The organism is Xenorhabdus littoralis (genome assembly GCF_033949345.1).
GTDB classification, from domain to species: Bacteria; Pseudomonadota; Gammaproteobacteria; order Enterobacterales; family Enterobacteriaceae; genus Xenorhabdus; species Xenorhabdus littoralis.
Map to the genome: position 1 here is coordinate 65,705 of NZ_VCDP01000016.1, position 26,259 is coordinate 91,963.

At 43.0% G+C, this 26,259-nt stretch carries 22 protein-coding genes; 9 read left to right on the forward strand and 13 right to left on the reverse strand.

From position 1 onward, the window contains the following. Window positions 1-61: 61 nt before the first annotated feature. Both FE394_RS05150 and FE394_RS05155 read right to left on the reverse strand, forming a co-directional pair. Window positions 62-1,285 (reverse strand): DUF819 family protein, encoded by a 1,224-nt coding sequence (locus FE394_RS05150; RefSeq protein ID WP_319925326.1) that lies wholly within the window; start codon window positions 1,283-1,285, stop codon window positions 62-64. A 23-nt stretch (window positions 1,286-1,308) separates the two neighbouring features. Beyond that, complete coding sequence (locus FE394_RS05155; RefSeq protein WP_319925327.1) at window positions 1,309-2,067, reverse strand: M15 family metallopeptidase; 759 nt, start codon at window positions 2,065-2,067, stop codon at window positions 1,309-1,311. A gap of 281 nt (window positions 2,068-2,348) precedes the next feature. Here FE394_RS05155 and pyrI point away from each other — a divergent pair, with 281 nt between their 5' ends. From pyrI to nrdG, 4 genes are all read left to right on the forward strand, one after another. Then, window positions 2,349-2,813, forward strand: a complete 465-nt coding sequence (pyrI, locus tag FE394_RS05160) for an aspartate carbamoyltransferase regulatory subunit (RefSeq protein ID WP_319925328.1) — start codon at window positions 2,349-2,351, stop codon at window positions 2,811-2,813. A gap of 128 nt (window positions 2,814-2,941) precedes the next feature. Further along, window positions 2,942-3,328: a 2-iminobutanoate/2-iminopropanoate deaminase gene (gene ridA, locus FE394_RS05165; protein ID WP_319925329.1), complete on the forward strand. Its 387-nt coding sequence runs from the start codon at window positions 2,942-2,944 to the stop codon at window positions 3,326-3,328. 248 nt (window positions 3,329-3,576) lie between these two features. Continuing rightward, a complete protein-coding gene (gene nrdD / locus FE394_RS05170) occupies window positions 3,577-5,493 on the forward strand; it encodes an anaerobic ribonucleoside-triphosphate reductase (RefSeq protein ID WP_319925330.1) in 1,917 nt (638 codons plus the stop codon). A 4-nt stretch (window positions 5,494-5,497) separates the two neighbouring features. Beyond that, window positions 5,498-5,962: an anaerobic ribonucleoside-triphosphate reductase-activating protein gene (nrdG, locus tag FE394_RS05175; RefSeq protein ID WP_319925331.1), complete on the forward strand. Its 465-nt coding sequence runs from the start codon at window positions 5,498-5,500 to the stop codon at window positions 5,960-5,962. 38 nt (window positions 5,963-6,000) lie between these two features. On the opposite strand, the gene FE394_RS05180 is transcribed toward nrdG, so the two are convergent. Together FE394_RS05180 and FE394_RS05185 are read right to left on the reverse strand one after the other, a co-directional pair. Then, window positions 6,001-6,432, reverse strand: a complete 432-nt coding sequence (locus FE394_RS05180; RefSeq protein WP_319925332.1) for a YhbP family protein — start codon at window positions 6,430-6,432, stop codon at window positions 6,001-6,003. A gap of 116 nt (window positions 6,433-6,548) precedes the next feature. Beyond that, the gene (locus FE394_RS05185; protein WP_319925375.1) at window positions 6,549-6,800 is read right to left on the reverse strand and encodes a YdgH/BhsA/McbA-like domain containing protein; all 252 of its coding nucleotides are present in this window, start codon (window positions 6,798-6,800) and stop codon (window positions 6,549-6,551) included. A 270-nt stretch (window positions 6,801-7,070) separates the two neighbouring features. Between FE394_RS05185 and FE394_RS05190 the strand changes: the two genes are divergently transcribed. Further along, window positions 7,071-7,457: a GIY-YIG nuclease family protein gene (locus FE394_RS05190; protein WP_319925333.1), complete on the forward strand. Its 387-nt coding sequence runs from the start codon at window positions 7,071-7,073 to the stop codon at window positions 7,455-7,457. Here the strand turns inward: FE394_RS05190 and FE394_RS05195 are convergent. From FE394_RS05195 to FE394_RS05220, 6 genes are all read right to left on the reverse strand, one after another. Beyond that, window positions 7,411-7,929: a GNAT family N-acetyltransferase gene (locus tag FE394_RS05195; protein WP_319925334.1), complete on the reverse strand. Its 519-nt coding sequence runs from the start codon at window positions 7,927-7,929 to the stop codon at window positions 7,411-7,413. The genes FE394_RS05190 and FE394_RS05195 overlap by 47 nt on opposite strands. Then, window positions 7,923-8,297, reverse strand: a complete 375-nt coding sequence (locus tag FE394_RS05200) for an SCP2 sterol-binding domain-containing protein (RefSeq protein WP_319925335.1) — start codon at window positions 8,295-8,297, stop codon at window positions 7,923-7,925. The genes FE394_RS05195 and FE394_RS05200 overlap by 7 nt, the downstream gene beginning before the upstream one ends. Before the next feature lie 345 nt (window positions 8,298-8,642). Next, window positions 8,643-9,824, reverse strand: coding sequence for an ABC transporter permease (locus tag FE394_RS05205; RefSeq protein WP_319925336.1), 1,182 nt, complete (start codon window positions 9,822-9,824; stop codon window positions 8,643-8,645). After that, window positions 9,821-10,966, reverse strand: a complete 1,146-nt coding sequence (locus FE394_RS05210; protein WP_319925337.1) for an ABC transporter permease — start codon at window positions 10,964-10,966, stop codon at window positions 9,821-9,823. Before FE394_RS05210 ends, FE394_RS05205 begins: the two co-directional genes overlap by 4 nt. Before the next feature lie 12 nt (window positions 10,967-10,978). Beyond that, window positions 10,979-11,947, reverse strand: coding sequence for an HlyD family secretion protein (locus tag FE394_RS05215; RefSeq protein WP_319925338.1), 969 nt, complete (start codon window positions 11,945-11,947; stop codon window positions 10,979-10,981). Window positions 11,948-13,011: 1,064 nt separating this feature from the next. Beyond that, window positions 13,012-13,605, reverse strand: coding sequence for a tyrosine-type DNA invertase (locus FE394_RS05220; protein ID WP_319925339.1), 594 nt, complete (start codon window positions 13,603-13,605; stop codon window positions 13,012-13,014). Between the two features lie 896 nt (window positions 13,606-14,501). On the opposite strand from FE394_RS05220, the gene FE394_RS05225 reads away from it, so the two are divergent. The 4 genes from FE394_RS05225 (at window position 14,502) to FE394_RS05240 (ending at window position 20,629) form a co-directional block, all read left to right on the forward strand. Then, the gene (locus tag FE394_RS05225) at window positions 14,502-17,498 is read left to right on the forward strand and encodes an inverse autotransporter beta domain-containing protein (RefSeq protein ID WP_319925340.1); all 2,997 of its coding nucleotides are present in this window, start codon (window positions 14,502-14,504) and stop codon (window positions 17,496-17,498) included. A 255-nt stretch (window positions 17,499-17,753) separates the two neighbouring features. Beyond that, on the forward strand, window positions 17,754-19,472 hold the full coding sequence (locus FE394_RS05230; protein WP_319925341.1) for a sensor histidine kinase: 1,719 nt from the start codon (window positions 17,754-17,756) through the stop codon (window positions 19,470-19,472). Beyond that, window positions 19,453-20,172 (forward strand): two-component system response regulator BtsR, encoded by a 720-nt coding sequence (btsR, locus tag FE394_RS05235; protein ID WP_319925342.1) that lies wholly within the window; start codon window positions 19,453-19,455, stop codon window positions 20,170-20,172. The genes FE394_RS05230 and btsR overlap by 20 nt, the downstream gene beginning before the upstream one ends. Window positions 20,173-20,230: 58 nt before the next feature. After that, a complete protein-coding gene (locus tag FE394_RS05240) occupies window positions 20,231-20,629 on the forward strand; it encodes a hypothetical protein (protein WP_319925343.1) in 399 nt (132 codons plus the stop codon). 115 nt (window positions 20,630-20,744) lie between these two features. Here FE394_RS05240 and FE394_RS05245 read toward each other — a convergent pair whose 3' ends face one another. From FE394_RS05245 to pnp, 3 genes are all read right to left on the reverse strand, one after another. Continuing rightward, the gene (locus FE394_RS05245) at window positions 20,745-22,718 is read right to left on the reverse strand and encodes a DEAD/DEAH family ATP-dependent RNA helicase (protein WP_319925344.1); all 1,974 of its coding nucleotides are present in this window, start codon (window positions 22,716-22,718) and stop codon (window positions 20,745-20,747) included. Between the two features lie 171 nt (window positions 22,719-22,889). Then, entirely contained in the window at window positions 22,890-23,774 is an 885-nt protein-coding gene (gene nlpI, locus FE394_RS05250) for a lipoprotein NlpI (protein WP_319925345.1), read from the reverse strand. A gap of 185 nt (window positions 23,775-23,959) precedes the next feature. Then, entirely contained in the window at window positions 23,960-26,098 is a 2,139-nt protein-coding gene (pnp, locus tag FE394_RS05255) for a polyribonucleotide nucleotidyltransferase (protein ID WP_319925346.1), read from the reverse strand. Window positions 26,099-26,259 lie beyond the last annotated feature (161 nt).

Consider the following 26,259-nt stretch of genomic DNA (forward strand, 5'->3'; position numbering starts at 1 on the left):
TAAGCATATTTGTTTTTGTTAGTCTGGTCAACATAGTTAGACTAAATAATAGGTTTCTCATTCAATACGGTATTTTCCCCACCACAAAATAGACAAATGTCCCTACATAATTGCCAATCACATAACCCACCGTGCCAATGACCATTATCGGCCCGACCAGATTGACCCAGCCCCGGCTGATTGCCATTGCTGCTGCGGTCGTTGGTCCGCCGATATTGGCGTTACAGGCGAGAATGTTTTCTTCAAGGCTGAATTTAAATATTTTCCCTGCCGCAAAGGTCAGTATCAGGTTGATCATCGCAATCACAAAAACGAAAGCAAATAACAGCGGCGCATGGCTGAGAATGGCGTGTATGGATGCCGGAATACCTATTACGACAAAGAACATATAAATCGCGTAAGTTCCCAATTCTTGAGTACCATTCAATTTGCTGAATGTCTCTTTAAATATAGAAACAATAATAAAAGTTACGGTCGTCAGGAGCAGGTATTTATCGGTGATCAGGCTGAAAATCAGTTCTTGATAGACGTTATTGGGTTGCCCGAACAGGGTTTTTAACCACGATGAGAGATGAAATGACAGGGCAACAATAAAAATTGACCATGCCAACGATAGAGCAATATCTTTCAGGGAGATATTTTTCGGTTGCCAATAAGCCGCTGCCAAAGTCCGGGATTTATCCAACTGGGGATCGTTTTCAACCAAATCAATATGTGGACTGCCCCAGAATTTCCTCGCGACTTTCCAACCGGATAAAATTATCAGAATGATAAAATAGCCTGCCATCATAAAATTATCTGCAACAATAGTGGATGCCACCATACTTTGGGAAGTGTCCAGTTTGGCGGCCATTGCAACAAAGTTCACACCACCTCCCGTATAGGAAGCAGAGATCATGCCACTGATTTTATCCAATTCAGGAATGTATGCCCTGAATATATGGAAAGAAATGATCGCACCAATCATGGTTGCGATAGAGGAAATCAAGAACAGTACCAGTAGCCGTCTACTTTCTTTGATAATGCGTTGCAAATTGGTTTTAAATAATAACAAGGGGATCGCTAACGGCAGGATATATCCCCAAACAGCATCGTAAACGGGTGCTTCAGTAGGGATGATATTCAGGTTGGAAGCCAGGATCGCAATGATCAGAACTATCACTGATCCCGGTATTTTAGATGCCCACCTAAAGCGCTGCTCAGCCATAATGGCGGCAGCGACGGTAATCATAATAAAAGCCCAGAGCATCAATGAATTATCGGCGGTAATCAGTGTCGTTTTCATTATTTTGCCTGTTGTTTTATCTATTATTTTATATATTGTTTTATGCCGTCTATCGGACCATAAATAGCCGTCTGATTTTTATAAAATGCCCATAAGGAATTACCATAATCATAATGCCACCATTCTGTCGGAAAGTTACTGAATCCAACCTGAGTCATGGCTTGGTACAATAATCGACGATATAAGGTTGCCGGCATATTTTTTTCTGCTGCTGTTTCCAATGCTGCGGTGTAAGACAATTCACTGACTTCATCAAATTCTGTCCCCAGAAACAGAACGTTACCAGAAACGATATCAAAAAGTGTCACATCCACAGAACCACCCGTCAAATGAGGGCTGACTTGATTTGCTTCTACCGGAGCGGGAGCCACAAATTGCTGCAATAGTCGTTGCTGTTCTTCGGGGGATAATTCCGTATATTGAGCCGCTATCTTTGCCTGTGTTTGCTCCTGCAATGCTTGTTGAGTTTCCCGCGAGCGCCAGCCATCCAAGACTAAAATCCCTAAATGAGGGGGGAGTAATTGTGAGGCAATGGTAAGTTTTTCGGCAACGCTTTTTCTCACCGGACAATATTCAATGGAGCCGTTTATTCCCGCAATAAAATAAACGGGTTTCTGTTTTAATTTCTCTGTATTAACAATTAATTCTAAAGGTTCATGACATTCATAAATTGGAATTTTATTAATTTTTGGCCAATCAAAATCGCTTTCTACATATATTTCTACATTTTTTTCTAACACGTTTTTTTCTAACACGTTTTTTTCTAACGCAATGTTTTCCACAGTATTTTCTCCACATCTATGCCTGTCATCTTTCAATCAGCAACTTGTAAAGATAATGGATATATTGGAATCGAGAGTATCTGAATAACAATATTTTCACAGATTAACAACAGAAAAATCTGCCACCAAATTTTATTTTCTTTCTATCAATAGGTTAAATCATCTTTAAAATTAGCAAGTTAATCAGATGAAATGATAAATAGTCTGTGACAAAATAGGGCGTTTTTCTTGATCCCCTAATATTTGGAGGAGGAATACCGAAACGGTATTCATGACACAACATGACCCAAGAACATCAACTACAAGTAGAAGCCATTAAATGTGGCACGGTTATCGATCACATCCCGGCTCATGTCGGCTTTAAATTATTATCGCTGTTCAAACTCACTGAAACAAACCAGCGCATTACTATCGGCCTGAATCTGCCTTCCAACCATCTGGGTAAAAAGGATCTGATCAAGATTGAAAATACGTTCCTGACAGAGCAACAAGCAAACCAGCTCGCTATGTATGCGCCACATGCCACAATCAATAATATTGAAAATTATGTCGTGGTTAAAAAGATGCCTATCAATCTGCCAGAACACATCGATACTATCCTTGTCTGCCCAAACAGCAATTGCATCAGCCACAATGAGCCGGTTAACAGCAGCTTCCATGTGATGGCAGTGAAAAATGATGTCGTACTGCGCTGTAAATATTGTGAAAAAGAGTTTGATCGCCAAGCGGTCATTAATAACGATTAATCGTTAACTCAAGTAATCTAACCTATGGATTTCAAGACAGTGTCCTGTATCAATTGATGCAGGACTTAAGATCACTATAATGGCGATCTCGCGAAATTTTCCATACAGACGTTAAACAGGAGTTTCTAATGTCACGTTCTATTCATACCGAGAATGCACCAGCAGCAATCGGCCCTTATGTTCAGGGTGTTGATCTGGGCAGCATGGTTATTACTTCCGGTCAGATACCTGTTGATCCAAAAACCGGCGCTATCCCTGAAGAAGTTACGGCCCAAGCCCGTCAATCTTTGGAAAACGTTAAAGCTATCATCGAGAAATCTGGCCTGAAAGTAGCTGATATCGTAAAAACCACTGTGTTTGTTAAAGATCTGAATGACTTTGCTGCCGTGAATGCAACTTATGAAGCGTTCTTCGCTGAACATGATGCGCCATTCCCTGCGCGTTCATGTGTTGAAGTTGCTCGTCTGCCAAAAGATGTGAAAATCGAAATCGAAGCCATCGCCGTTCGTCGCTGATTTTCCGTTTTCATCAACCCTGATCATTTCTGTATCAGGGTTGCTATTTTCTGTCTGCGTTTCTGTCTGCGTTTCTCTCCTCTTCCTCTCCTCTTCCTTCTGATAACTTTCCTTTTCTTTGTCTCAGATCAACTTTGTTGGTTGTATATTAGCTTAAATGATCTATATATTGTGTTTAAATACTTAAAATTTACTATATATAGTATTTATACACAAAATTATCCACATTTAACAAAAAGCGAGCCTTCATGTCATTTCCGCCTGTGGATAACATATCGAGGAGCCCTATCGTGAATTCCCGTACTTGGCATGATCAGTTAGATCAGGAGATCCGTGGCCTGATCGAACAAAGTGATTTTTCCCTGCTTAACGAAAATGCTAATAAAGACAGTAAGGTGATCCCAACCCAGCGCGATTTGTTGGCCGGGATCGTCGCCAGACAATATGCCAAGCAGCATATGCTGCCTCGTGATGTGGTTATGGCGCATGAAAAGGGCGAAATTCACTATCATGATCTGGATTACGCTCCATTTTTCCCCATGTTCAACTGCATGTTGATTGATTTGCAAGGGATGCTAACCAATGGCTTTAAAATGGGTAATGCGGAGATTGAACCACCCAAATCCATTTCTACTGCCACAGCGGTTACCGCTCAGATCATCGCGCAAGTTGCCAGCCATATTTATGGCGGCACGACCATCAATCGCATTGATGAGGTCTTGGCTCCTTTCGTAACAGCCAGTTATGACAAACATCTGGCAATTGCCAAAGAGTGGAAGATTGCAGATCAGGCCGCCTACGCTGAAGCCCGTACCGAAAAAGAGTGTTATGACGCTTTTCAGTCTCTGGAATACGAAGTAAATACGCTGCATACCGCCAATGGACAAACACCATTTGTCACGTTTGGCTTCGGATTGGGAACGTCAAAAGAATCGCGTCTGATTCAAATTTCTATTCTGCGTAACCGTATTGCGGGATTGGGGAAAAACCGTAAGACCGCCGTTTTTCCTAAATTGGTTTTCGCCATTCGTGATGGGCTTAATCATCGATTTGGTGATCCTCACTATGACATTAAATTACTTGCGCTGGAATGTGCCAGCAAACGTATGTATCCCGATATTCTCAACTATGACCAAGTGGTTAAGGTGACAGGCTCGTTTAAAACCCCAATGGGTTGCCGTAGTTTTCTCGGTGTTTATGAAGAGAAGGGTCGGCAATTGCATGAGGGTCGCAATAATTTAGGCGTAATCAGTCTTAATCTGCCCCGTATTGCACTCGAAGCCAAAGGTAATGAAACCGAATTTTGGCAGCTTTTGGATCAGCGTTTATTGCTGGCTAAAAAAGCGTTGATGACAAGGATTACTCGTCTCGAAAATACTAAGGCTCGCGTTGCGCCTATTCTCTATATGGAGGGAGCCTGTGGCGTACGTCTGAAAGCCGATGACAATATTGCTGAGATTTTTAAACAGGGCCGCGCGTCTATTTCGTTGGGGTATATCGGTATGCATGAAACGATAAATGCGTTATATGGCAACCATTCACATATCTTTGATGATGAACGGCGTCAGCAGAAAGCGCTCTCCATCGTCAGACGTTTACGTGAAGCTGTCGATCAATGGAAGCTGGAGACTGGCTATGGGTTTAGTCTCTACAGTACGCCAAGTGAAAATTTATGCGATCGTTTCTGTCGTCTGGATACCGCTGAGTTTGGCGAGATTCAGGGTGTCACGGATAAAGGCTACTACACCAATAGCTTCCATTTGGATGTAGAAAAGAAGGTCAATCCCTACGATAAACTGGATTTTGAAGCGCTGTACCCACCATTGGCAAATGGGGGTTTTATCTGTTACGGCGAGTATCCCAATCTGCAACATAATTTAAAAGCATTAGAAGATGTTTGGGATTACAGCTATTCGCGTGTCCCTTATTATGGAACCAATACGCCGATTGATGAATGTTACCAGTGTGGTTTTACCGGGGAATTTTCCTGTACCAGTAAAGGATTCACCTGTCCTCAATGCGGTAATCATGATTCTGCCCATGTCTCGGTGATCCGCCGTGTTTGTGGCTATCTGGGCAGTCCTGATGCCCGTCCGTTCAATACGGGTAAACAGGAAGAAGTGAAGCGTCGCGTGAAGCATCTTGGTCATGGTCAAATCGGTTAATATCATGAATTATCATCAATATTATCCAGTCGATGCCGTAAATGGCCCCGGTACTCGCTGTACTCTGTTTGTATCAGGCTGCTTGCATCAATGCCGTGGTTGCTATAACCAAAGTACATGGCGTGTTGATTCGGGTCAGCCTTTTACGTCGGCAATAGAGGAGCAGATCATCGCTGACCTGAAAGATCAACGCATTAAGCGGCAAGGTTTATCGTTATCTGGGGGTGATCCCCTGCATCCCCATAATGTCCCTACCATACTGAGACTGGTTAAACGTGTAAAAGAAGAGTGCCCGGATAAGGATATCTGGCTATGGACAGGCTATGTCTTCAATGAATTAAGTGACATTCAGCAAGAAATTATCCGCTATACCCATGTGTTGGTAGATGGGAAGTTTGAACAAGAATTATATGATCCCACGTTAGTTTGGCGGGGCAGCCGTAATCAGGTTATCCGTTATTTACGCTAACATTGCTGACGCTAATATTGCTTACGATAACAGCAACATTAGCGTTGCCAAAGTAATTTGGTGCCAAAACCAAGCGTATTATCCACCATTTTGATTTTATTAAGATTAAGTTGCCAGATAGGGGATTTAGCCGTTAGGGCGATAGGGAAATGATGGCAGTAACGTTCTCTGGCAACAGTTTCCGCTTCACCTGTCAGCAGGATCACTTCGCCACGAAATTGGATTCCCTTGATTTCAGTAACATTGTGGATTTGCCCGGCAACAGTACCTGCAACAATGGGGTTTTTCTGCATCATCTGGCCGTGACGGGTATTCACTTCAGTCATAAACCAGAATGCCATGCTATCGGAATCAAAAACATAAAAGCAGCTCGCACACCACAAATCCTGAGTTGAAGAAGTGCAGAGTGTAAGTACATGTTGTTTGGTGAGATACTGCTTAATTGTTAAATTTTTTTTATTTAAGTCCATATATTTCCATACCGTTATTTAGATCAACTTACGGCAGAACACGATTGAGATTTGTTCAGTATCGTGTTCTGCGTTTAGCTTGATATACCAAGAGGTTAGCATGGAAACACTATAAATTATTTATAGATTTCGGCAACTCCACCGAGTTGGTTTTGACCATAAGCAGAAACAACCCGGAAATATGCCGCACCCTCTTTGTCAGCTTTTTTGGATAACTCTTCAGTCAGATTATCTAGTGTAGCTGCACCAGTAACTGAGACAACACCTATTTTATCTCCCTTAGCGACCTGAACTTCTGTAGCAGCCATCGAACCAAATGAAACAGCACCTAATGCTAAAATTGCCAGAATATTTTTTACAGCTTTCATGTTTTGCTCCTTCTTTTTACTTTCAAAATAATCTTCATCTCTTGTGATGTGGCTCATGTTATACGCTTGCTAGAAAAATGATAATTAGCAATTATTGCTATTATTATTCTAATTTTTTGAACAAAAATACGATCATTGTTTAATAAATAATAATTAATTTGAATTAATTCAAATAATTACATTAACAAAACGACAAAAATCAGCCTATAATTAAACAACGTATTAATTTTTTTTGGTTATTAGATAGACAGGGATTATCAAAAATAAATAATGAAAACTAAAGTATCCAATTGGTATCTCTATCTAATCAGAACACGAAACGGCTCCTTATATACCGGAGTCACGACAGATGTATCCCGTCGATTTATGCAACACACATCGGGAAAAGGGGCAAAAGCGCTAAGGGGAAAAGGGCCGCTGATATTGGTTTATCAAAGTTTGGTAAGGGATCGAAGCATCGCATTGAAGGTGGAATATCGCGTGAAGAAACTCAGCAAACAGCAAAAAGAGAGGCTAATTTTAAACCAGCCTCTCTGTGTAACAACCTATTTAATAGCAATCGGGGTATCGGAGGAGTTTTTCACTCCGCCCGAAAGTCGTGGAGGAGCCATCACTCGGACAACGACCACAGGTTATCAAAATGGACAGGATAAATAACCAGACCACTGCAATCTTCCTGTGAGATATCAGCGAGAGTGTATATCAGGAAATATTCTTCACAATCAGGCCATTGGCAATACAATTGATGTTGATTAGCCAGTTGGAAACCAAAACGGCTGTAGTATTCAGGATCACCCAGTACTACAACCGCGCCATACCCAAGTTCATTCAGACTATCCAGTCCTTCATAAACCAATTTTTCACTAATCCCATGATGACGATATTCTTCATCCACAGCTAATGGTGCCAGACCAACCCATTGGTGATCTTCGCCATTGATATCAACCGGTGCAAAACCAGCATAACCAATCACTTTGCCTTCATTATTAGTCGCAACAATGCCCAGTGTCAGTAAGCCATCTTCTCTTAATTGACTGATTAACTCAGCTTCTGCCGATGTCTCAAAAGATTGACGCAGCAGACGATCAATCCCCGCTGCATCTACCGGAATTTCTACCCTGATTAACATAGTGATAATGCGCGATCGTGCTGATTCGCGCCCTCCTTTTGTCCCGCTTTGATAAACTCAGCCAGACGTAATAAACCAAAGCGAAGAATGGATGGCATAGATTCCAGTTCAATAGAATCCATCAGATTTTTCACATGCAGTCCCAATTCTGTGTTTCCTTCGATCCGTAAACCAAGATCCCTGACTTCTACCTTCAACCAGCGGGACGCCAAAAATGCCAGTTCTCCCGCGACCAATGCTTCTCTAAATTGCCAACTAAGAAGCTGTTCCAGCATCTGACGCTGTAAGATAAAAGGGGTAGCTTTCAATGGGAAACGCAGTAATGCAGGCCCTTGATTTACTAAATGGGAGTGGATTTTATTTAACACAGCTCAGACTCCTTTTCATGCAAAGTAACGCCCTATTCTGCCAAGATCTTGCTGTATTTCCCGATCCCACATCAAGAATCGATAATAAATCCCTCATAACAAAACGTCTACAGGATAAACATAAGAAAAAATGAAAGCCATAGTGCTCTAAATCAAAAGCCCGTCGGGCTTTCCCGTGGCTGGCGGGTAAGTCTGCTGAATTAATGTGATAAATTGGGATTTTGTTGGCAGTTTGAAGTAGGAGCCAACCGCCTGCTCCCCCTTCGTCATTGACGCGCGTTTCTTATTTTATGGGGATGTATGGGTTATGGTATGGATGGGTTATGGTATGGATGATGTACAAGCTTATCGATTATGGATAAAAAATCGTTTAATGCGCTGGGTAATAACCTGCAATTCCCTATTGCGCAACATACTGACTAAAATCCCCAAAATCATATATATCACCCCAAGCAGCAGCATCATGCCAATATCCCTGAACACGCTGTGTAATGGCAATCCCATTTGGTTGATGCCCGCGATTGCTTTTGTCGCCCAAGTGGATGGCAGCGCCGATGAAATCATCCGCACCCAATCGGGCATCGCCTGAATCGGCCAAATCGTACCTGAAATGTAGAAAATCGGCGTAGTAATAAAAGCGAGGGTCAGGTAGATCATTTCCACACTACGCAAACATTCCGTAACCAATTTGCCCAGCCCCAATACCGCTAGCAAAAATGGAAATGTCAGTAGCAACAAGAGATAAATCGGAGCATCTTGTCGATACCCCAATACCCACGGCCACAAGACAAAAAAGATCACCGACAAAAACAGCCAGATGGGGATTAAAGCAGACAGTGCCCCTAAATAGACAGGGAGTGGTGGCTTGCCTTTAGGTGTCTCTCTTATCGCCACACTGACGCGGACACAAGCAATCAATAAGGAGTGCTGCAACAGCATCACCAATGAACCGGGAAAAACTATCGCTGCATAGCTGATACCCGGGTTAAATAACCCAATTGTTTCCCCACGGATTGGCTGTAGCAAGAGTTTCACCTGCTCTATGCTAAAACCCGCTTTCAACAACAGTGCGCCATCAAATTCTGACAAGAGCTGCTGATAGGCTAATGCCAAATCCTGTTGGATTTGCCCGTTGGCAAGGCGGTTAGTCGCATCGCCATAAACAGGGACGGTGACATTTCGTCCGCTCAGCAAATGTTTTTCAAAATCAACAGGCACGATGATAATGGCAAAAATTTTTCTCTGGAGCATGTCCCGACGGGCATTATCGAGATTGTTATAGCCTTTGGTTTCCACTTTCGCCGTAGAATCAATGTGACGGATCAGTGCCCGGCTCGCATGACTGTGATCCTGATCGATCACCGCCACAGGCAAATCCCACAGAGAAGGACGCACGTAAACCATACTCATCACACACAACGAAATGATCAAGAGTAACCACATGGGCTTTTCCAACATGCCCAGAAAGATGTTGCGGAATGTCTGCCAGTATAACTTCCAATTGACTTGTCCATTATCCGACATCATGCAGTCCCCTCTGATTGATTAAGGCGCTTCCATAAACGATGGCGGATCAATAAGCCGCAGACCGCAGGATAGATCAGTAATATCAGGCAAACATGCAGGATAATCTGTAAAGATACTTCCCTCAGAAAGATATCAAACATAGCATTCAAAGCATGAGTCAGAGGTTCAAGATTAGAAATGATCCTTGCAGGCCATACCATTGAGAGTTCAGGCACGACCATGCCGGAGAAAGTCATCGCAATACTCACCAGCATCCCAATTAAGGAATAGGCGGTGATTGCACTGCTGGTAAAAGTAAATAACAACAATCCAATGCTTTGTGCAGCAATAACATAGAAAAATCCAACAATTGGCATATAGAGAGGATTGCCTGCTACTTTTGCATCAGAAAAAACAACCAGTGCTGTGATTTCTACGATTAATAACAGTGTAAAAATTAAGGTATAAGGCCCCAATTTGCCTAATAATGCCCCCACGAAAGATTTCGTGTTCAAAAGTTGCTTATCTCTGGACATCGTGTAAATGGTGCATGTCACAACAAAAAGCTGTAATAGATGGATGATCACCGCAAATTGTTGGTAATAAATATAGCTGCCACTGGCGTTAAACAGACTGTCATAGGACATCGTGGCTTTGGCTAAGGGGGGAAGCTGGCGACCTATTTCAGATGCGATAATTGCACGATATTTTGCATTTGTTTCCGCCATCAACCCGCTGAAATCCTGAATCGAATAACGCCCTGCACCGTAAAACAGAGCATTGTAATAGATACTCACCGTAGGTTGCCTGCCACTTAAAGCGTCTTTTTCAAAATTCTCAGGGAAGTAAAGCAGCGCATAATCCTGAGCACTACTCAGACGTTCCAAGGATTCTGGCAGGTTATTGTCATAAGACTTGATATCCGCATGAGGCGCTGCGTTCAAGTTGCGGATCAGTGTGTGGGACAACTTACTTTGATCATTATCCACAACAGATACTGGCAGGTTGAACAATGTTCCTTCTGAGAAATTTGCACTGATTAAGATAAACAGCAGCAAAGGAAACAACCAACTCAGCCAGTGAAAAATAGGACTGTGAAGTGCAGCCTTAAGTTCTCGTGTGAACGCCAGTTCAAAACTGTGCCACGCCGCTTTTCTGTTCATCAGGCCGTTACCTTATTTATCCCAGACCCATAACGCGCTCATGCCCTGACGTAGCCCATCAATGGGCTGCAATGGGTATAACCGGATCTCAAACGTTCTCAGGTCAAAATCCCCTGTCGCACGGGTTGCACGTTTTGTCGCATAATCACCCATTGGCGCGATATAACGGATTTCGGCCTCAATTTCTTTATCGAGAGCAGGGACACGTAGTTTGATTTTGTCCCCCTTACGCACTTTCGCCAGAATATCCTCACGCAGGTTATAGACGAAGTAAGCTTGTGGAACGCGTACCAATGTCGCTAACGGGCTATTGGCATTAAAAAGCTGACCGACTTCTGCTGGCAGTGGCCCGACTTCACCCTCAACGGGCGCTTTTACCTGTAGATCATCACTCTGAATTTTCAACTCACGCAGTTTTTCTTCCACTTCATTCAGTGCAGCCTGATATTGTTGGCGAAGTTCAATGCGATCACCGTTTCTCCCTGCATCCATCTCGGCTTTAGCCCCCAGCATTTTCTGGTAGGCGACATCGCGAGCATTACGCGCACTATCCAATTCACTGGCAGACACGTAACCTTTGACTGACATATTGCTGAGGCGCTCAAATTCACGTTGTGCATTTTTGTACCCGGACTGAGCCTGTGCAAGAACAGCCTCTAAATTGCGAATGCTCTCTTCACGGGTTCCATGCAGGGATAATTCAAGTTTTGCCCTGGCCTGATCACGGGCAGCTTGCGCTGCGGCAACTTTCGCAGCCATTTCCGGGCTTTCCAGACTTACCATCAGTTGTCCTGCCTTAACCTCATCTCCCCGCTCAACATGAAGCGTAACCACTCGACCAGAAGCTTTGGACGCTATAATGACTTCTGGTGCATCAACTTCCCCCTGCAACAACAGATTCTGATTGTGAGAGCGAAAAAGTACCGCCATTGCGATCAGGAAAATAATTAATAATATGGTGAAAAGTGTTCTTTTCTTCATTATGTTCTGCAAGCCCCAAGCGTGCTATCAGGTCTAAGCTCTATATAAAGTTAACAATGTAGTGTGACACTGCTGAGTAAACTTCTTTTTAGAAATCCGTGCGCCTGATCACTGATAAAAATAAAATGCCTATAAAAATAGTCTGAAAACACAATTCCGCTCAAATATCAACCGCAATATGCATTTTAGCATCTCTCAGTTAACCCGCCCCTCATTTAGATAAAAACACTTACAGAGTACAAATTAATGAACTTAAATAAATAAAACGAATAAAAATCATAACCATTTCAAATTAATATATTTATCAATTTTAAAATAACTAACACATTAGCATGTAAATTGAAATGGCAAATCTCTCTCAAGTAAGTTAAGTAATATTTATGATTTTAAATTGAAAAAAAATAACTGTAGCTAACACACTGACCCAGACATCCTCTTAATAATTAATGGTTATCATTACTTTCGTTATATTAACCAATAGGTATATATTAGTATTAATATTCATTTTTATCAAAATAAATATTGGCAAGAAAAAACCAATGAAACCTAATATAAAAATAAGACTAAGCATTCGATATATTGGCATACTACAGTTTTATAGTTATTAAAAGCAATATTGATATAATTATATATTGCTTTTACAGAATAAATGAGTGCTGCTTTGTCTTTTCATGATTCTTATTCAGATATTTTTATCTATGACAATCTATTAAATTGACATTAGGACAGAATAAAAAATAAACACTATTTCTGTATTATTGATTTTTTATATCAAATATAAAAAATCATAACAACCTATAATAATTAAAATAAAATAGTAAACAATAGAAAATAAAATATCTTAGTGCAGTAAATGTTATTCTTATTCCCCTTGTTTTATTATGGTATTTCGCTGAAGTAGATAAAAAAGCCGAAAAAATCTCTGTGATCTTTCCGGCCTGTTTTTTATATCTCGTTAGAATATCTACTCTATTTAAGCAATATATGCTGTTTTCCGTTAGAACTTGATATCGTCATTGTAGAAATAGAGAAAAACGTAGTCGCTAAATAGATTTTATCAGTCACTAAGGGGCAAGATATTTACCACTATTAATCTTCAGCTTTTGATTACGTTGCCATGCCTTATAAAAGCGTTCTGGGTTGCTGGCGGTGTAGTGCATAGTATGGCGTATATTGCGGTGCCCTAAATAATCCTGAATTAGCCGGGTGTCTAACCCCTGATTAGCAAGTTCAAATCCACATGAATGTCGCAATTTGTGTGGGTGTAATTTGATGGTCAGTCCTGCTTGTTCCCCGTATCTTCCCATTAATACATGTACCCACTGACGCGATAATCTTCCCCCCTTACGCGAAGGAAATAACCATGAAGAAGCTCGGTACACTCTGTTGTCATTTCTGACTTGCAACCATTTCAAGATAAGCTTTTTTTCCGTTTCTGATATAGGGTGTGTTGTCGAAAAACCATTTTTTAATCGCTTTATATAAATGGTCTTTCCTGCGATATCAATATCAGAGACATTTAATGAAATCAACTCACTCACACGTAGGCCATGAATATAAGTCAAGTACAATAAACACTGATCACGCTCTTTATTTACAGAATTGGTTAATACAGCAAAAACACGCTTCCATTCGTCCTGTGTGATATATTTTCTCATGACAATCTCCAATAAAGCGAATCTAGCACTACTCCAATTTCACACTTTAACTTTGAAAAAACACTAGCATAATAAGAATATCTTTATGTTTATCATTTTTACGACAATAAGATCCCCCTGATAAAAAAATATCAGTTAATAATGATTTTGAGATCATTTTTTGATCTAATACATAAAAATTTAAACTTTAATAATTATATGACCTATATGCGATTTTGCAGAATATAAATAATATCTGAATCACAAAAAAAACAATAATAACTCCTCGGTCATAGTTAACCCCAAACACCAAACTTTAAACTAAGCCCTCTGCGATACGATACGATAACCGGACATTGATTGTGCTTTTTGTGTTTAGAAAAAGAAAAAATCGAAAGAAAATCCATTACACAAACAATTTCTTAACAAACAATATTCTCTTATATTTTATGCTGTTTTTATTTTGACCAGACGAGAGTATCTGAGTAACCCAAAGAAAAATGATAACTATTTGTTTTTACAAAACTAATTAAAATAAGTGTATTTTTAGCATCAAGACAACTCAAAATTGGATGAAATCCCCTCTTTTTATTAACTTCCTTTTTCCTCTTAAATAATCAACAAAGAAAGTTATATTGATCAATAAATGATTTTATGTTGGAATAAAAAACCCGATAAATGAATAAATATAGATCAAAAATCTATATGTTAATCATTCAGCAATATTCATTAACTATTTTGTAATACCTCAGATCAGGCAATGCCATGTTGTCATTTTTTTGATCCGTAATGACGTGACGCTTTCTTCCTGATCACTCGACTCATGGCTGACATCAAAATTAAGGCAATACGCTGAAATAAATAAGTTTAATCCAGATTGTCACCTGATATTTTTTTATTGTTGTAGGTTTATATTTATGAACAAAAAATTCGATAAGTCGTGGCTACAGAATCAGCAATATTTGCTGAAACGTGTAGCTTGGGTGAACATTGTCACTCAATTTGTATTTCCGGTTGCTTGCGTATTTACTCCGACTCTCACTAATGCCGAAACACAGACGACTTCTCAAAATGAAATATTGGCACTATCAACAGAGCCTTATATCCTGAAGTCAGGAGAAACAGTCAATACTGTTGCCAAACGCTATGGTTTAACTGTCACCGACTTAAAAAAGATCAATCAACTTCGTACCTTTGACAAACCTTTTACTGCACTTGGCGCCGGCAGTGAAATTGATGTACCTAAACCCCGCACCAATAAATTTTTACCTTTTAATTATTCTTCATTAAGTCAGGCTTCTTCTAGAGATGAAAACCCTCACCGCCTGGCTGAGATTGCCTCTCAAGTTGGTCATCTGTTAACCCATGACAACATTGGGAATAGCGCAGCGAGTCAGATAAGTCATCTGGCGATGGGAGAAGCCAACCGACAAATTCAAGATTGGTTAGGACGCTACGGTACAGCGCGTGTGCAAGCCAATATAGATAATCATGGCCGCTTGAATGGCAGCCAACTCGATATGTTGCTGCCTTTGCACGATACCAGAAGCCAAATGACTTTTACTCAGTTTGGCCTGCGCAATATTGATAAACGCAATACCGTCAATATAGGGGTAGGACAACGTTATTTTTTTGACGGCTGGATGCTGGGTTATAATGCTTTTCTTGACCATGATTTCACGGGAAAGAATACCCGCTTTGGTCTTGGCGCAGAATATGCCCGCGATTATCTGAAATTAGGCGTAAACAGCTACTTCCGTTTAAGTAACTGGAAAGAATCCCACCTTTTGAAAGATTATGATGAACGCCCGGCCAACGGTTTCGATCTGAGAGTACAAGGTTACATTCCCTCCTTGCCACAACTTGGCGGAAAGTTAGTGTATGAACAATATTTCGGGAATGAGGTCGGGTTAATCAATAAAGATCATCGGGGAACAAACCCCTCTGCGTTTACGGCGGGAATTAATTACACCCCTATTCCATTACTGACTTTCGGTATTGACCGCAGACAGGATGTATCCGGTAACGGAGAAACACAGTTCAATATGGAACTGAATTATGAAATCGGTACTCCGTGGTCACAACAAATTGATCCGGATGCGGTGACATTCAGACGTACTCTGCAAGGTGGTCGCTATGATTTAGTCGATCGTAATAATCAGATCGTTTTAGAGTACCGTAAACGTGAAGTGATCTCTCTGGCAATGGATAACTTGATTGTCGGTCATGCGGGGGATATCAAACCTCTTCACATCAGCATCAAGAGCAAATATGGATTTAAAGAGATTAAATGGGATGCCCCAAGACTGTTTGCTAATGGTGGCGGAATTAAATCTCAGGGTGGAACACACTACTTACTGACCCTGCCAAAATATCAACTTCAGGGCAACAATACCTACACCGTGAGCGCTATTGCTTACGATGAAAAAGGAAACGCGTCCAAGCGAGCAGAGATGCAGCTACAAGTGCTTCGTGCAGAAGCCAGTGCCAATCAATCCACTTTCACGACAAAAGATAAAGAATTGGCGGCTGATGGGCATTCCAATACCCGCCTCACATTGACACTGAAAAATAAAGAGGGAGATCCCATCACTGGAATCGCCCCAGATATCAAATTGATCGCCAGTGGATTAAGCGGAAAAGGCAGTGATCCACAGATCGAAACAATGCAAGAAACTCGACCGGGCATCTATCAATCCCTGCTTACTGCCGGCGAAAAAATCGGGGTACTGAAAATTACGCCACAAGTAAACGGTATTACCATCAAACCCGTTGAGATCCTGTTCGTACATCCTGACGCCCCACTCGTCAAAAATCTGACTATCTTTGGCAAGTTAGAAATGGGGCAAAAATTAAGTGCGACCTATACCTTTAATCCCAATCACGGTGATACAACCGATAAATCTCGTTATGTCTGGGGTGACAAAGGCAGCACTGACATTTCAAAAGGCCATACGATCACCGAATCAGGCAAAATCCCTGACTATACATTGACACTATCAGATGCCGGTACGGTGAAAGAAGTTGTAGTACAAGCCCAAAACGCGCTTGATCTCATTGGGAATACCAATATCGTTGATACCAGCATGAGTGCCGAGCAAGGCAATCATACTCATGATGGTGGCAAAGGCGGCACAGTCAGAGGACTTGCCGATAATATGACAACAACGATAAGTGCCGATAAGGTCAAAAAAGGCGAATCAATCACGCTGAAGATCAAGACGCTGAATCATGGACAATTGGTCAGAAATGTCGCAGTCAGAGTTAACGCTATCAGGGCACTAAACCGAAAAGGGGATTCTGAAACTCCGACTGTCTTACTCAATGGACAACCTGGGGTATACCAAGATTTCACCGATGAGCAAGGTATGCTGTCTGTTGTCGTCACCGACCCTAATGGACTTGGCGTGAAGACGACACTGTCTGTCACTCCGGACGGAACGGCTGCACCTCAAACACAAGATGTTATTTTCACGGTTGTAACCAGCCCGGATGTCGACGTCGCAAATTTCTGGGGGCACATGGTTGATGTCGCGGAGGCAGAAAATGGCATTATCTTTACTCGCCCTAAATTGCAAGCGGAAGTCACGAGGCTCCACTATAAAGCAATAGATACTCGTACTGAAGAGGGTGAAGTTTGGCCTAAACGCATCCACAAGGGTGCCGAACTGTACTGTAAGGGGATACACGGCACATTACCCAACAAAGAAGAGTTAATGAGCTTATACCGCGCACATCCAAACAACGCAATACATGATATATACGGGTGGCCACAACAACGTGCTTATCGTTCTTCCACCCCATACACAGAAGATAGCCATCTGAAACATGCTCATTATTCAGTGAACATAGATGATGGACAATTGCATATTGTCAATAAAATCACCACAGACTATACCATCTGCAAGCAATAAGACGCCTCATTGATCGTCATTTCTTAACGTAATATCCGCTCCAGCCGGAGCGGATTGTCCTTTCCCAGTCTTATATCCAATGGATTTCGAGTTGCAGCGCGACGGCAAGGGAACGCATCCCCAACGCTGCAATTTGAAAGACGACGGGTACATATCTACTTTATCCTGCCAGTAGCCTATTGACGGGATTAAATTCAACCTTTGATAATGGCGCTTTAAATTTATTTATCGTTATTAATCACTCAATGAAAAAATATGTACGAATTTAACCTCGTGTTGTTATTACTTCAGCAAATGTGTATCTATCTGGTGATCGCTTGGCTACTGAGTAAAACGCCTCTGTTTATACCTTTGCTGCAAGTCACTGTTCGTTTACCCCATAAACTGATGTGTTATGTCATTTTTTCCATTTTTTGCATCATGGGAACGTATTTTGGGCTAAATGTTAATGATTCCATTGCGAATACCCGTGCAATTGGGGCTGTATTGGGTGGTTTTCTCGGTGGGCCAACGGTAGGGGCAATGGTGGGATTCACGGGAGGATTGCATCGTTATTCTCTTGGTGGAATGACAGCATTCAGTTGTATGGTATCCACGATTGTAGAGGGCGTATTAGGCGGTCTTGTACATATTTATCTGATGAAACGAGGGCAGATTAATAAGCTGCTGAATCCGTGGACCGCGGCTATTGTTACTTTATTTGCTGAGTGTACCCAAATGGGCATTATCCTGCTCCTTGCCAACCCTTTCGATGAAGCATTGAGTTTGGTAAAGGATATCGCCGCCCCGATGATCATCGCCAATAGCATCGGGGCAGCCATGTTTATACGCATTCTCTTGGACAGACGCGCTATTTTCGAAAAATATACCAGTGCTTTTTCCGCCCAAGCTTTAAAAATTGCGGTCTGCACCGAAGGCATTCTGCGTAAAGGGTTCAATGAAGATAACAGTATGCGTGTGGCAAAAGTGATTTATCAGGAATTAGAAATCGGGGCTGTCGCGATCACGGATAGAGAAAAATTACTGGCATTTATTGGTATCGGTTCGGATCATCATTTGCCCGGTACACCTATCGCTTCCGAACAATCGCGTCGCGCTATTGAAAAAAATGAAGTTGTGTATGCCGATGGTAACGAAACGCCTTATTGCTGTTCTCTTAGTCCTATTTGTAAACTTGGTTCTGCTCTGGTGATCCCTTTACGGGGAGAAAATCAGCAGGTGATTGGCACGATAAAATTGTATGAAGCTAAAAATCGTTTATTCAGCTCCATTAATCGTACATTAGGTGAGGGAATTGCCAGTCTGCTTTCTGCCCAAATTCTTGCCGGGCAATATGAGCGGAATAAACAATCTTTGCTGCAATCAGAAGTAAAGCTGCTTCACGCGCAAGTGAATCCTCACTTTTTATTTAATGCCCTGAATACATTACAAGCGGTGATCCGTCGGGATAGTCAGCAAGCAGGCCAGCTTGTACAGTATCTTTCGACATTCTTCCGCAAAAATTTAAAGCGGCCTGAAGAGATTGCTACGCTGGAGAACGAGATTGAGCATGTGAACGCTTACTTACAAATTGAGAAAGCCCGTTTCCGTGAGCATCTACAGATTGTCATAGAGATTCCAGAATCCCTGTGTGATGCAAGATTGCCTGCATTTTCTCTACAGCCGATGGTAGAAAATGCAATTAAACATGGTACATCACAGTTACTTGATACAGGAAGAATTACGATTAGGGCCCATAAAGAAAACAGTTTGTTATTGGTCGAGATTGAAGATAACGCGGGGCTTTATTGTCCAATAAAAATGGGAGATGGGCTTGGGATGAGTCTGGTAGATAAACGCTTGCAGCTTCGTTATGGTGAACAATATGGTGTAAAAGTTCAGTGCCAACCAGAAGAATTTACCCGTGTCATTTTATGTTTACCATTAGAAAAAGAGGGTAAAAAACGGCATAAATATGAATGTATTGATTGTTGACGATGAGCCACTGGCTCGCGAAAATCTACGTTGCCTGCTGGAAGAGGAAACGGATATCCAAATCATCGGTGAGTGTGCCAACGCAGTTGAGGCGATCGGAGCTATCCATCGTCTTAAACCGGATGTCGTTTTCCTTGATATTCAGATGCCCCGCATTACTGGGCTGGAAATGGTAGGAATGCTCGATCCTGAACATCGTCCTTATATTGTTTTTCTGACTGCTTTTGATGAATATGCTGTGCAAGCTTTTGAAGAACATGCGTTCGATTATTTACTGAAACCACTGGAAAAAGAGCGTCTGAGTAAAACGTTGCAACGATTACGTTCCGGCTATCAAAAACAGAATCTCGCCGACTTACCACGCGAAGATGAACAACTGAAATATATTCCCTGCACAGGGCGCAGCCGGATCTGGCTGATGCCATTGGATGATGTACTGTATGTCACTTCCCGACTGAGTGGTGTGTATGTCATGAACGCCAGTGGGCAAGAAGGTTTTACTGAGTTGACTCTACGCACACTGGAGAGCCGTACTTCGCTGACTCGCTGTCACCGTCAATATCTGGTCAATATGACTCATTTACGGGAGATTGTTTTTGGGGAAAATGGACAAGCGGAGCTGGTTCTGAGCAATGATGAACACATTCCGGTCAGCCGTCGTTATCTAAAACCACTGAAAGAAGAACTGGGATTAAATTAATTGCTGCTTAGGGCATAATTTACGAACCCTACAGGAAAAATAAACAAAGGAAATGCTCTTGGCAGATTTTTATCTCAAAATAAAAACAAACCTAATGATCCTGAAAGACCTTAAGACTCAGAAAGAGCTGGAGATTAAGGGAGATTTCAGTACCACACGTTTGCTGGTTGGTGAATTTTTTAACGCAGAAAGTCAGTTATTCACATTACTCAAGCGACATGGTTTCAGGAAAGGGTTAAGGCGTTTTTTAGACTGGAATCATCGGGTCATTATTCATCCTCTGGATCAAAGCGAAGGAGGACTATGCCCTGTAGAAACACGAATTTTGCAGGAAGTGACTCATCGCGGTTTCAGAGGTCATATAAGAAAAATGGTTATTCATCAAGGTGAGCGCTTACTTTCAGATAGTGAAGTCAAAGCCGAACTGAATAAACGTCTTCCCAAAAAATCAGCCTAAAATAACAAAAGCCCCTTCTCCGTTAAGAGAAAGGGCTTTTTTAATACATCATTGCGATATTTTCAACGCAACTGCTAATCTCTAGCAATCAAACCGATGAAACGTTGATGTACGCTTATACGTTGCTAGTGCTGTTACTGTTGCTTTGACGACGACGTGGTGCACCACCGTTTAAGCCATCGTTGCTGCGACCACGGAAAGAACTACGCTCACCGCCGCCACGACGTTCGTTGCTAAAACGACGATCGCCATTATTACCAGCATTATCACGATCACGACGTTGGCCATTGCCACCGTTGCCACCGCCATTGCCACCGCCATTTCCACCACGGCCACCACCACCACTACGACGCTCACGGCGTTCAAATGGTTGTGCATCACCCATCAATTGCATGTTCAGAGGCTTGTTCAGGATGCGAGTGCGGGTAAAGTGAGACAGTAATTCCCCTGGCATTCCTTTTGGCAGCTCAATCGTTGAGTGAGTAGCGAACAGTTTGATATTACCGATATAACGGCTGCTGATATCACCTTCGTTCGCAATTGCGCCCACGATGTGACGAACTTCAACGCCATCATCACGGCCCACTTCGATGCGATACAGTTCCATATCACCCACGTCACGACGTTCACGACGAGGACGGTCACCTTTGTCGCCGCCTCGGTCGCCTCGATCACCTCTGTCACGATCGCCAAAACCATTAGCATTAGCATTACGGCGACGGTCATCACGGTCGTTGAATTCACGGCGAGGACGGCGAACTGGATCTGGTGGCAGAATAAGTGGACGCTCGCCTTGTGCCATTTTCAGCAGAGCTGCGGCCAGTGTTTCCATATCCAGCTCTTCACCAGTAGTGCCCAACTTAGCCAACAGTGCACGGTACTGATCCAAGTCACTGCTTTCCAGTTGTTGCTGAACATTAGCTGCGAATTTCTCCAGACGACGCTGGCTCAGAAGCTCTGCATTTGGCAGTTCAACTTCTGGGATAGTCAGCTTCATGGTGCGTTCGATGTTATGCAACAAGCGACGTTCACGGTTTTCAACGAACAGCAGAGCACGACCTGCACGACCTGCACGGCCAGTACGACCAATACGGTGTACATAAGACTCTGCATCCATTGGGATGTCATAGTTAACAACCAGACTGATACGCTCAACATCCAGACCACGAGCGGCAACATCAGTTGCAATCAGGATGTCCAAACGACCATTTTTCAAACGCTCAAGAGTCTGCTCACGCAGAGTCTGATTCATATCACCATTCAGTGCCGCAGAGTTGTAACCGTTACGCTCCAGCGCTTCAGCTACTTCCAGCGTTGCATTTTTGGTACGCACGAAAATAATTGCAGCATCAAAATCTTCTGCTTCAAGGAAACGTACCAGCGCTTCGTTTTTGCGCACACCGTTAACAAACCAGTAGCTCTGGCTGATGTCAGGACGGTTTGTCACGCTGCTCTGAATACGAACTTCCTGTGGATCCTTCATGAAACGACGGGTAATACGACGAATCGCTTCCGGCATAGTTGCTGAGAACAGAGCTGTCTGGTGTTCAGCAGGGATCTGGCTCATGATGTTTTCAACATCTTCGATAAAGCCCATACGCAGCATTTCGTCAGCTTCGTCCAGTACCAGACCCTTCAGGTTGGACAGATCCAATGTTCCACGTTTCAGGTGGTCCAGCAGACGGCCCGGGGTTCCCACTACAATTTGTGGTCCCTGACGCAGGGCACGTAATTGAACGTCGTAACGCTGCCCACCGTAGAGTGCAACGACATTCACACTGCGCATATGTTTAGAGAAATCTGAACACGCTTCAGCAACCTGTACCGCCAGTTCACGGGTAGGCGCTAACACAAGGATCTGTGGAGCTTTAAGTTCAGCATCAATGTTATGCAGTAATGGCAAGGTGAATGCCGCAGTCTTACCACTACCAGTCTGTGCCATGCCCAGCACGTCACGACCGTTCAGCAGGTGAGGAATGCATTGTTGTTGAATAGGAGAAGGCTTCTCATAGCCCATGTCTCCCAGTGCAGAAAGAATTGGTGCCGATAAACCTAAATCAGCAAAAGAGATTTCAGTCTCAGTGGTCATGTAATGGTGCCTCATTAATCGTGGCGGCCAGTCTACATAACACAGTGAAAAGAATTTCTGTCATTTTCATTTAAAATGTGAACTGGCTCAAATTATGTTATTAAACGAACAAACAAGCCCCCACCTCTTAAGGATGTGGACTTAAAAATCTGTCATGAAAATGTTCGTCAGCTATTGTTGGTTCGATTCCGATAAGTCATCTTGTCTTTGGCCTAGCAGCGCCAATTCCAACAATGCGTAGCGGTGCTCAACAAAGTTATGGACATTGTTAGCTACCGTCAGCTTGAATAACGCAGCTGCGCTATCCTCATCCCCCAGACTTAGGTAATGTTTACCTAAATAGAAGTCAGTTTCACTGAGATGCTCAGCGAGCGAAGTGTTATCCGCTGAATTCTGTTGCAAACGCTCCATCAGTGTCTTTTCACTGATTTTGCCCAAATAGAATTCAACGATATTCCAGCCCCATAGCCCCCGGTTCGCTTTGTCAAAATGGTGCGACAAATTAGTCATTGCAACCTTAGGATCGATTTTATCTTCCACAAGGTACAACCACAACGAACGGAAGGGATCATTTGGATCGTCTTGATAAAACGCCTGCAGATCATCCTGCGCCAATCGATAGCGGCCACCGTAATACAGTGCAATGCCGCGATTCATTCGCGCGTAGTTGTAAGTTGGATCAAGCTCTAAAACAGAATCAAACGCTTCATAGGCAGAATCAAAATTACCTGCCTGCGTAAAATAAATTCCCAGATAATTAAAAATTTCAGGAATATCAGGGCGGATAGACAAAGCTACTGAAAAATCATTCTGTGCTAGTGCTCTCAGCCCGAGGCTATCATACAGTACACCGCGCTCATATAAAAGCTGTGCATACTCATCTTCTGTAAGTGACCGACTCGCAAGTATTTGTTCCATACGAGCCAGAATAACCTCTTGTTGCAATGTCGGTTGTAATGGAATAGCAATAAGTTCATTTTTACGCCACCCAGTGCTGCCACATCCCACAAGGAGAAAAATAGCTGCAACATAACACCAGCGCAGAAAAGAATTCATTTTCCACTCCCGAAGTCAGACATCAATCAGAATGCCCAGTTACTCCACCCACATTGTATGTTTCAGGCATCCTGCCCAAAACTGACTTCCCCTGCATCTTTCAAGCCCGGCTTTTTTGGCTGTCACTCGAAATATATCGGGATAAACGGCGCCCTTTTTACAGGATGCCGCTCTTTACGTCAAATTTATTCTACTGATGCTTCTGGTGCTTGTGGTGCGTCATCGGTAGTAGCCACTGCTTCTTTCATGCTCAGGCGAATACGACCCTGACGATCGATTTCCAGTACTTTAACCGGTACTTCCTGACCCAATTGCAGATAATCAGTGACTTTCTCTACACGTTTGTCCGCGATCTGAGAAATGTGCACAAGACCTTCTTTACCGCCGCCGATGGCAACAAATGCACCAAAGTCAACAATACGGGTCACTTTACCATTATAGATGCGGCCGACTTCAACTTCAGCAGTGATTTCTTCGATACGGCTGATGGCATGACGTGCTTTATCACTGTCAGTTGCCGCGATCTTCACGGTACCATCATCTTCGATTTCAATGGTAGTGCCAGTTTCTTCTGTCAATGCACGGATGACAGAACCACCTTTACCAATCACATCTTTGATCTTGTCTGGATTGATCTTAATGGTGTGAATGCGTGGTGCGAATTCAGAGATATCATTGCGCGGGCCTTCGATTGCCTGCTCCATCACGCTCAGAATATGCAGACGGGCACCTTTGGCTTGATTCAGGGCAATCTGCATGATTTCACGGGTAATGCCTTCAATCTTGATATCCATTTGCAATGCACTGATACCATCACGGCTACCCGCAACTTTAAAGTCCATATCGCCCAGATGATCTTCATCACCCAGAATATCAGACAGAACAACAAAGTTATTCCCTTCTTTCACCAGACCCATAGCGATACCCGCAACGGCAGCCTTAATTGGCACACCTGCGTCCATCAACGCCAGTGATGCGCCACAAACAGAAGCCATAGAAGAAGAACCGTTGGATTCGGTGATCTCTGACACAACGCGGACGGTATACGGGAATTCGCTGGCACTTGGCATTACAGCCAATACACCACGTTTCGCCAGACGACCATGACCGATTTCACGACGTTTTGGTGAACCAACCATACCAGTTTCACCTACAGAGTACGGAGGGAAGTTATAGTGGAACAGGAAGCGGTCAGTACGTTCACCCATCAGTTCATCGATGACTTGAGCATCACGCTCTGTACCCAGAGTTGCTGCAACCAGCGCCTGAGTTTCACCACGGGTAAACAGGGATGAACCGTGAGTACGTGGCAGCACACCAGTACGAACGTCCAGAGCACGTATCATGTCTTTTTCACGGCCGTCAATACGAGGCTCGCCATTCAGAACACGGCCACGAACAACGTTTTTCTCCAGAACAGACAGCACATCAAGTATTTCACCTTCTTCCAGCTCAACACCTTTTTCCGCAGACTCTGCCAGAATGACCGCAGAAACGTCTTCTTTGATAGTGTTAACCTGAGCATAACGCTCTTGCTTCTCGGTAATGCGGTAAGCATCACCCAGACGGCTTTCAGCCAGTTCAGCAACACGATCATTCAGTGACTGGTTGACAGGTTCTGCAGACCATTCCCATTTTTCTTTACCTGCCTCAGCAGCTAATGAATTGATGTTTTCAATAACAATCTGCTGCTGGTCATGACCAAACACAACTGCACCCAGCATTTGTTCTTCTGTCAGCAGTTCTGCTTCAGATTCAACCATCAATACCGCACCTTCTGTACCTGCAACAACCAGATCCAGACGGCTGTGTTTCAATTCATCACTGGTTGGGTTCAGTATGTATTGATCGTTGATGTAACCCACGCGGGCAGCACCAATTGGGCCGTTGAACGGAATACCAGACAGTGCCAGCGCAGCAGATGCACCGATCATGCCAACGATATCAGGGTTTACTTGTGGGTTAACAGAAACAACTGTTGCGATAATTTGAACTTCGTTCAGGAAACCTTCTGGGAACAGAGGGCGCAAAGGACGGTCAATCAGACGGGCAACGAGGGTTTCACCTTCACCCGGACGACCTTCACGACGGAAGAAACTTCCCGGAATACGACCCGCAGCGTAAGTACGCTCTTGATAGTTAACAGTCAGGGGGAAGAAACTCTGCCCTGGCTTCATTTTTTTCTGGCCTACAACGGTAACAAATACCGCAGTATCATCCATATTTACCATAACGGCTGCTGTCGCTTGACGAGCCATCATACCGGTTTCGATGGTCACAGTGTGCTGACCATACTGGAATTTACGAACAATCGGATTCAGCAAAATAATTTTCCTTTGTAAGTGTTGCCGACTTCAATTAAGCCTCAGCAACAATGGACTTTCTCTTCTTGCTACACCCTCACGACTAATGACAGTGCTCACTCCTTTAAGGACTCTCATTAGCCGCGCGAGTCACTGTAGCGGAAGAGATTCAGATTTTAGGA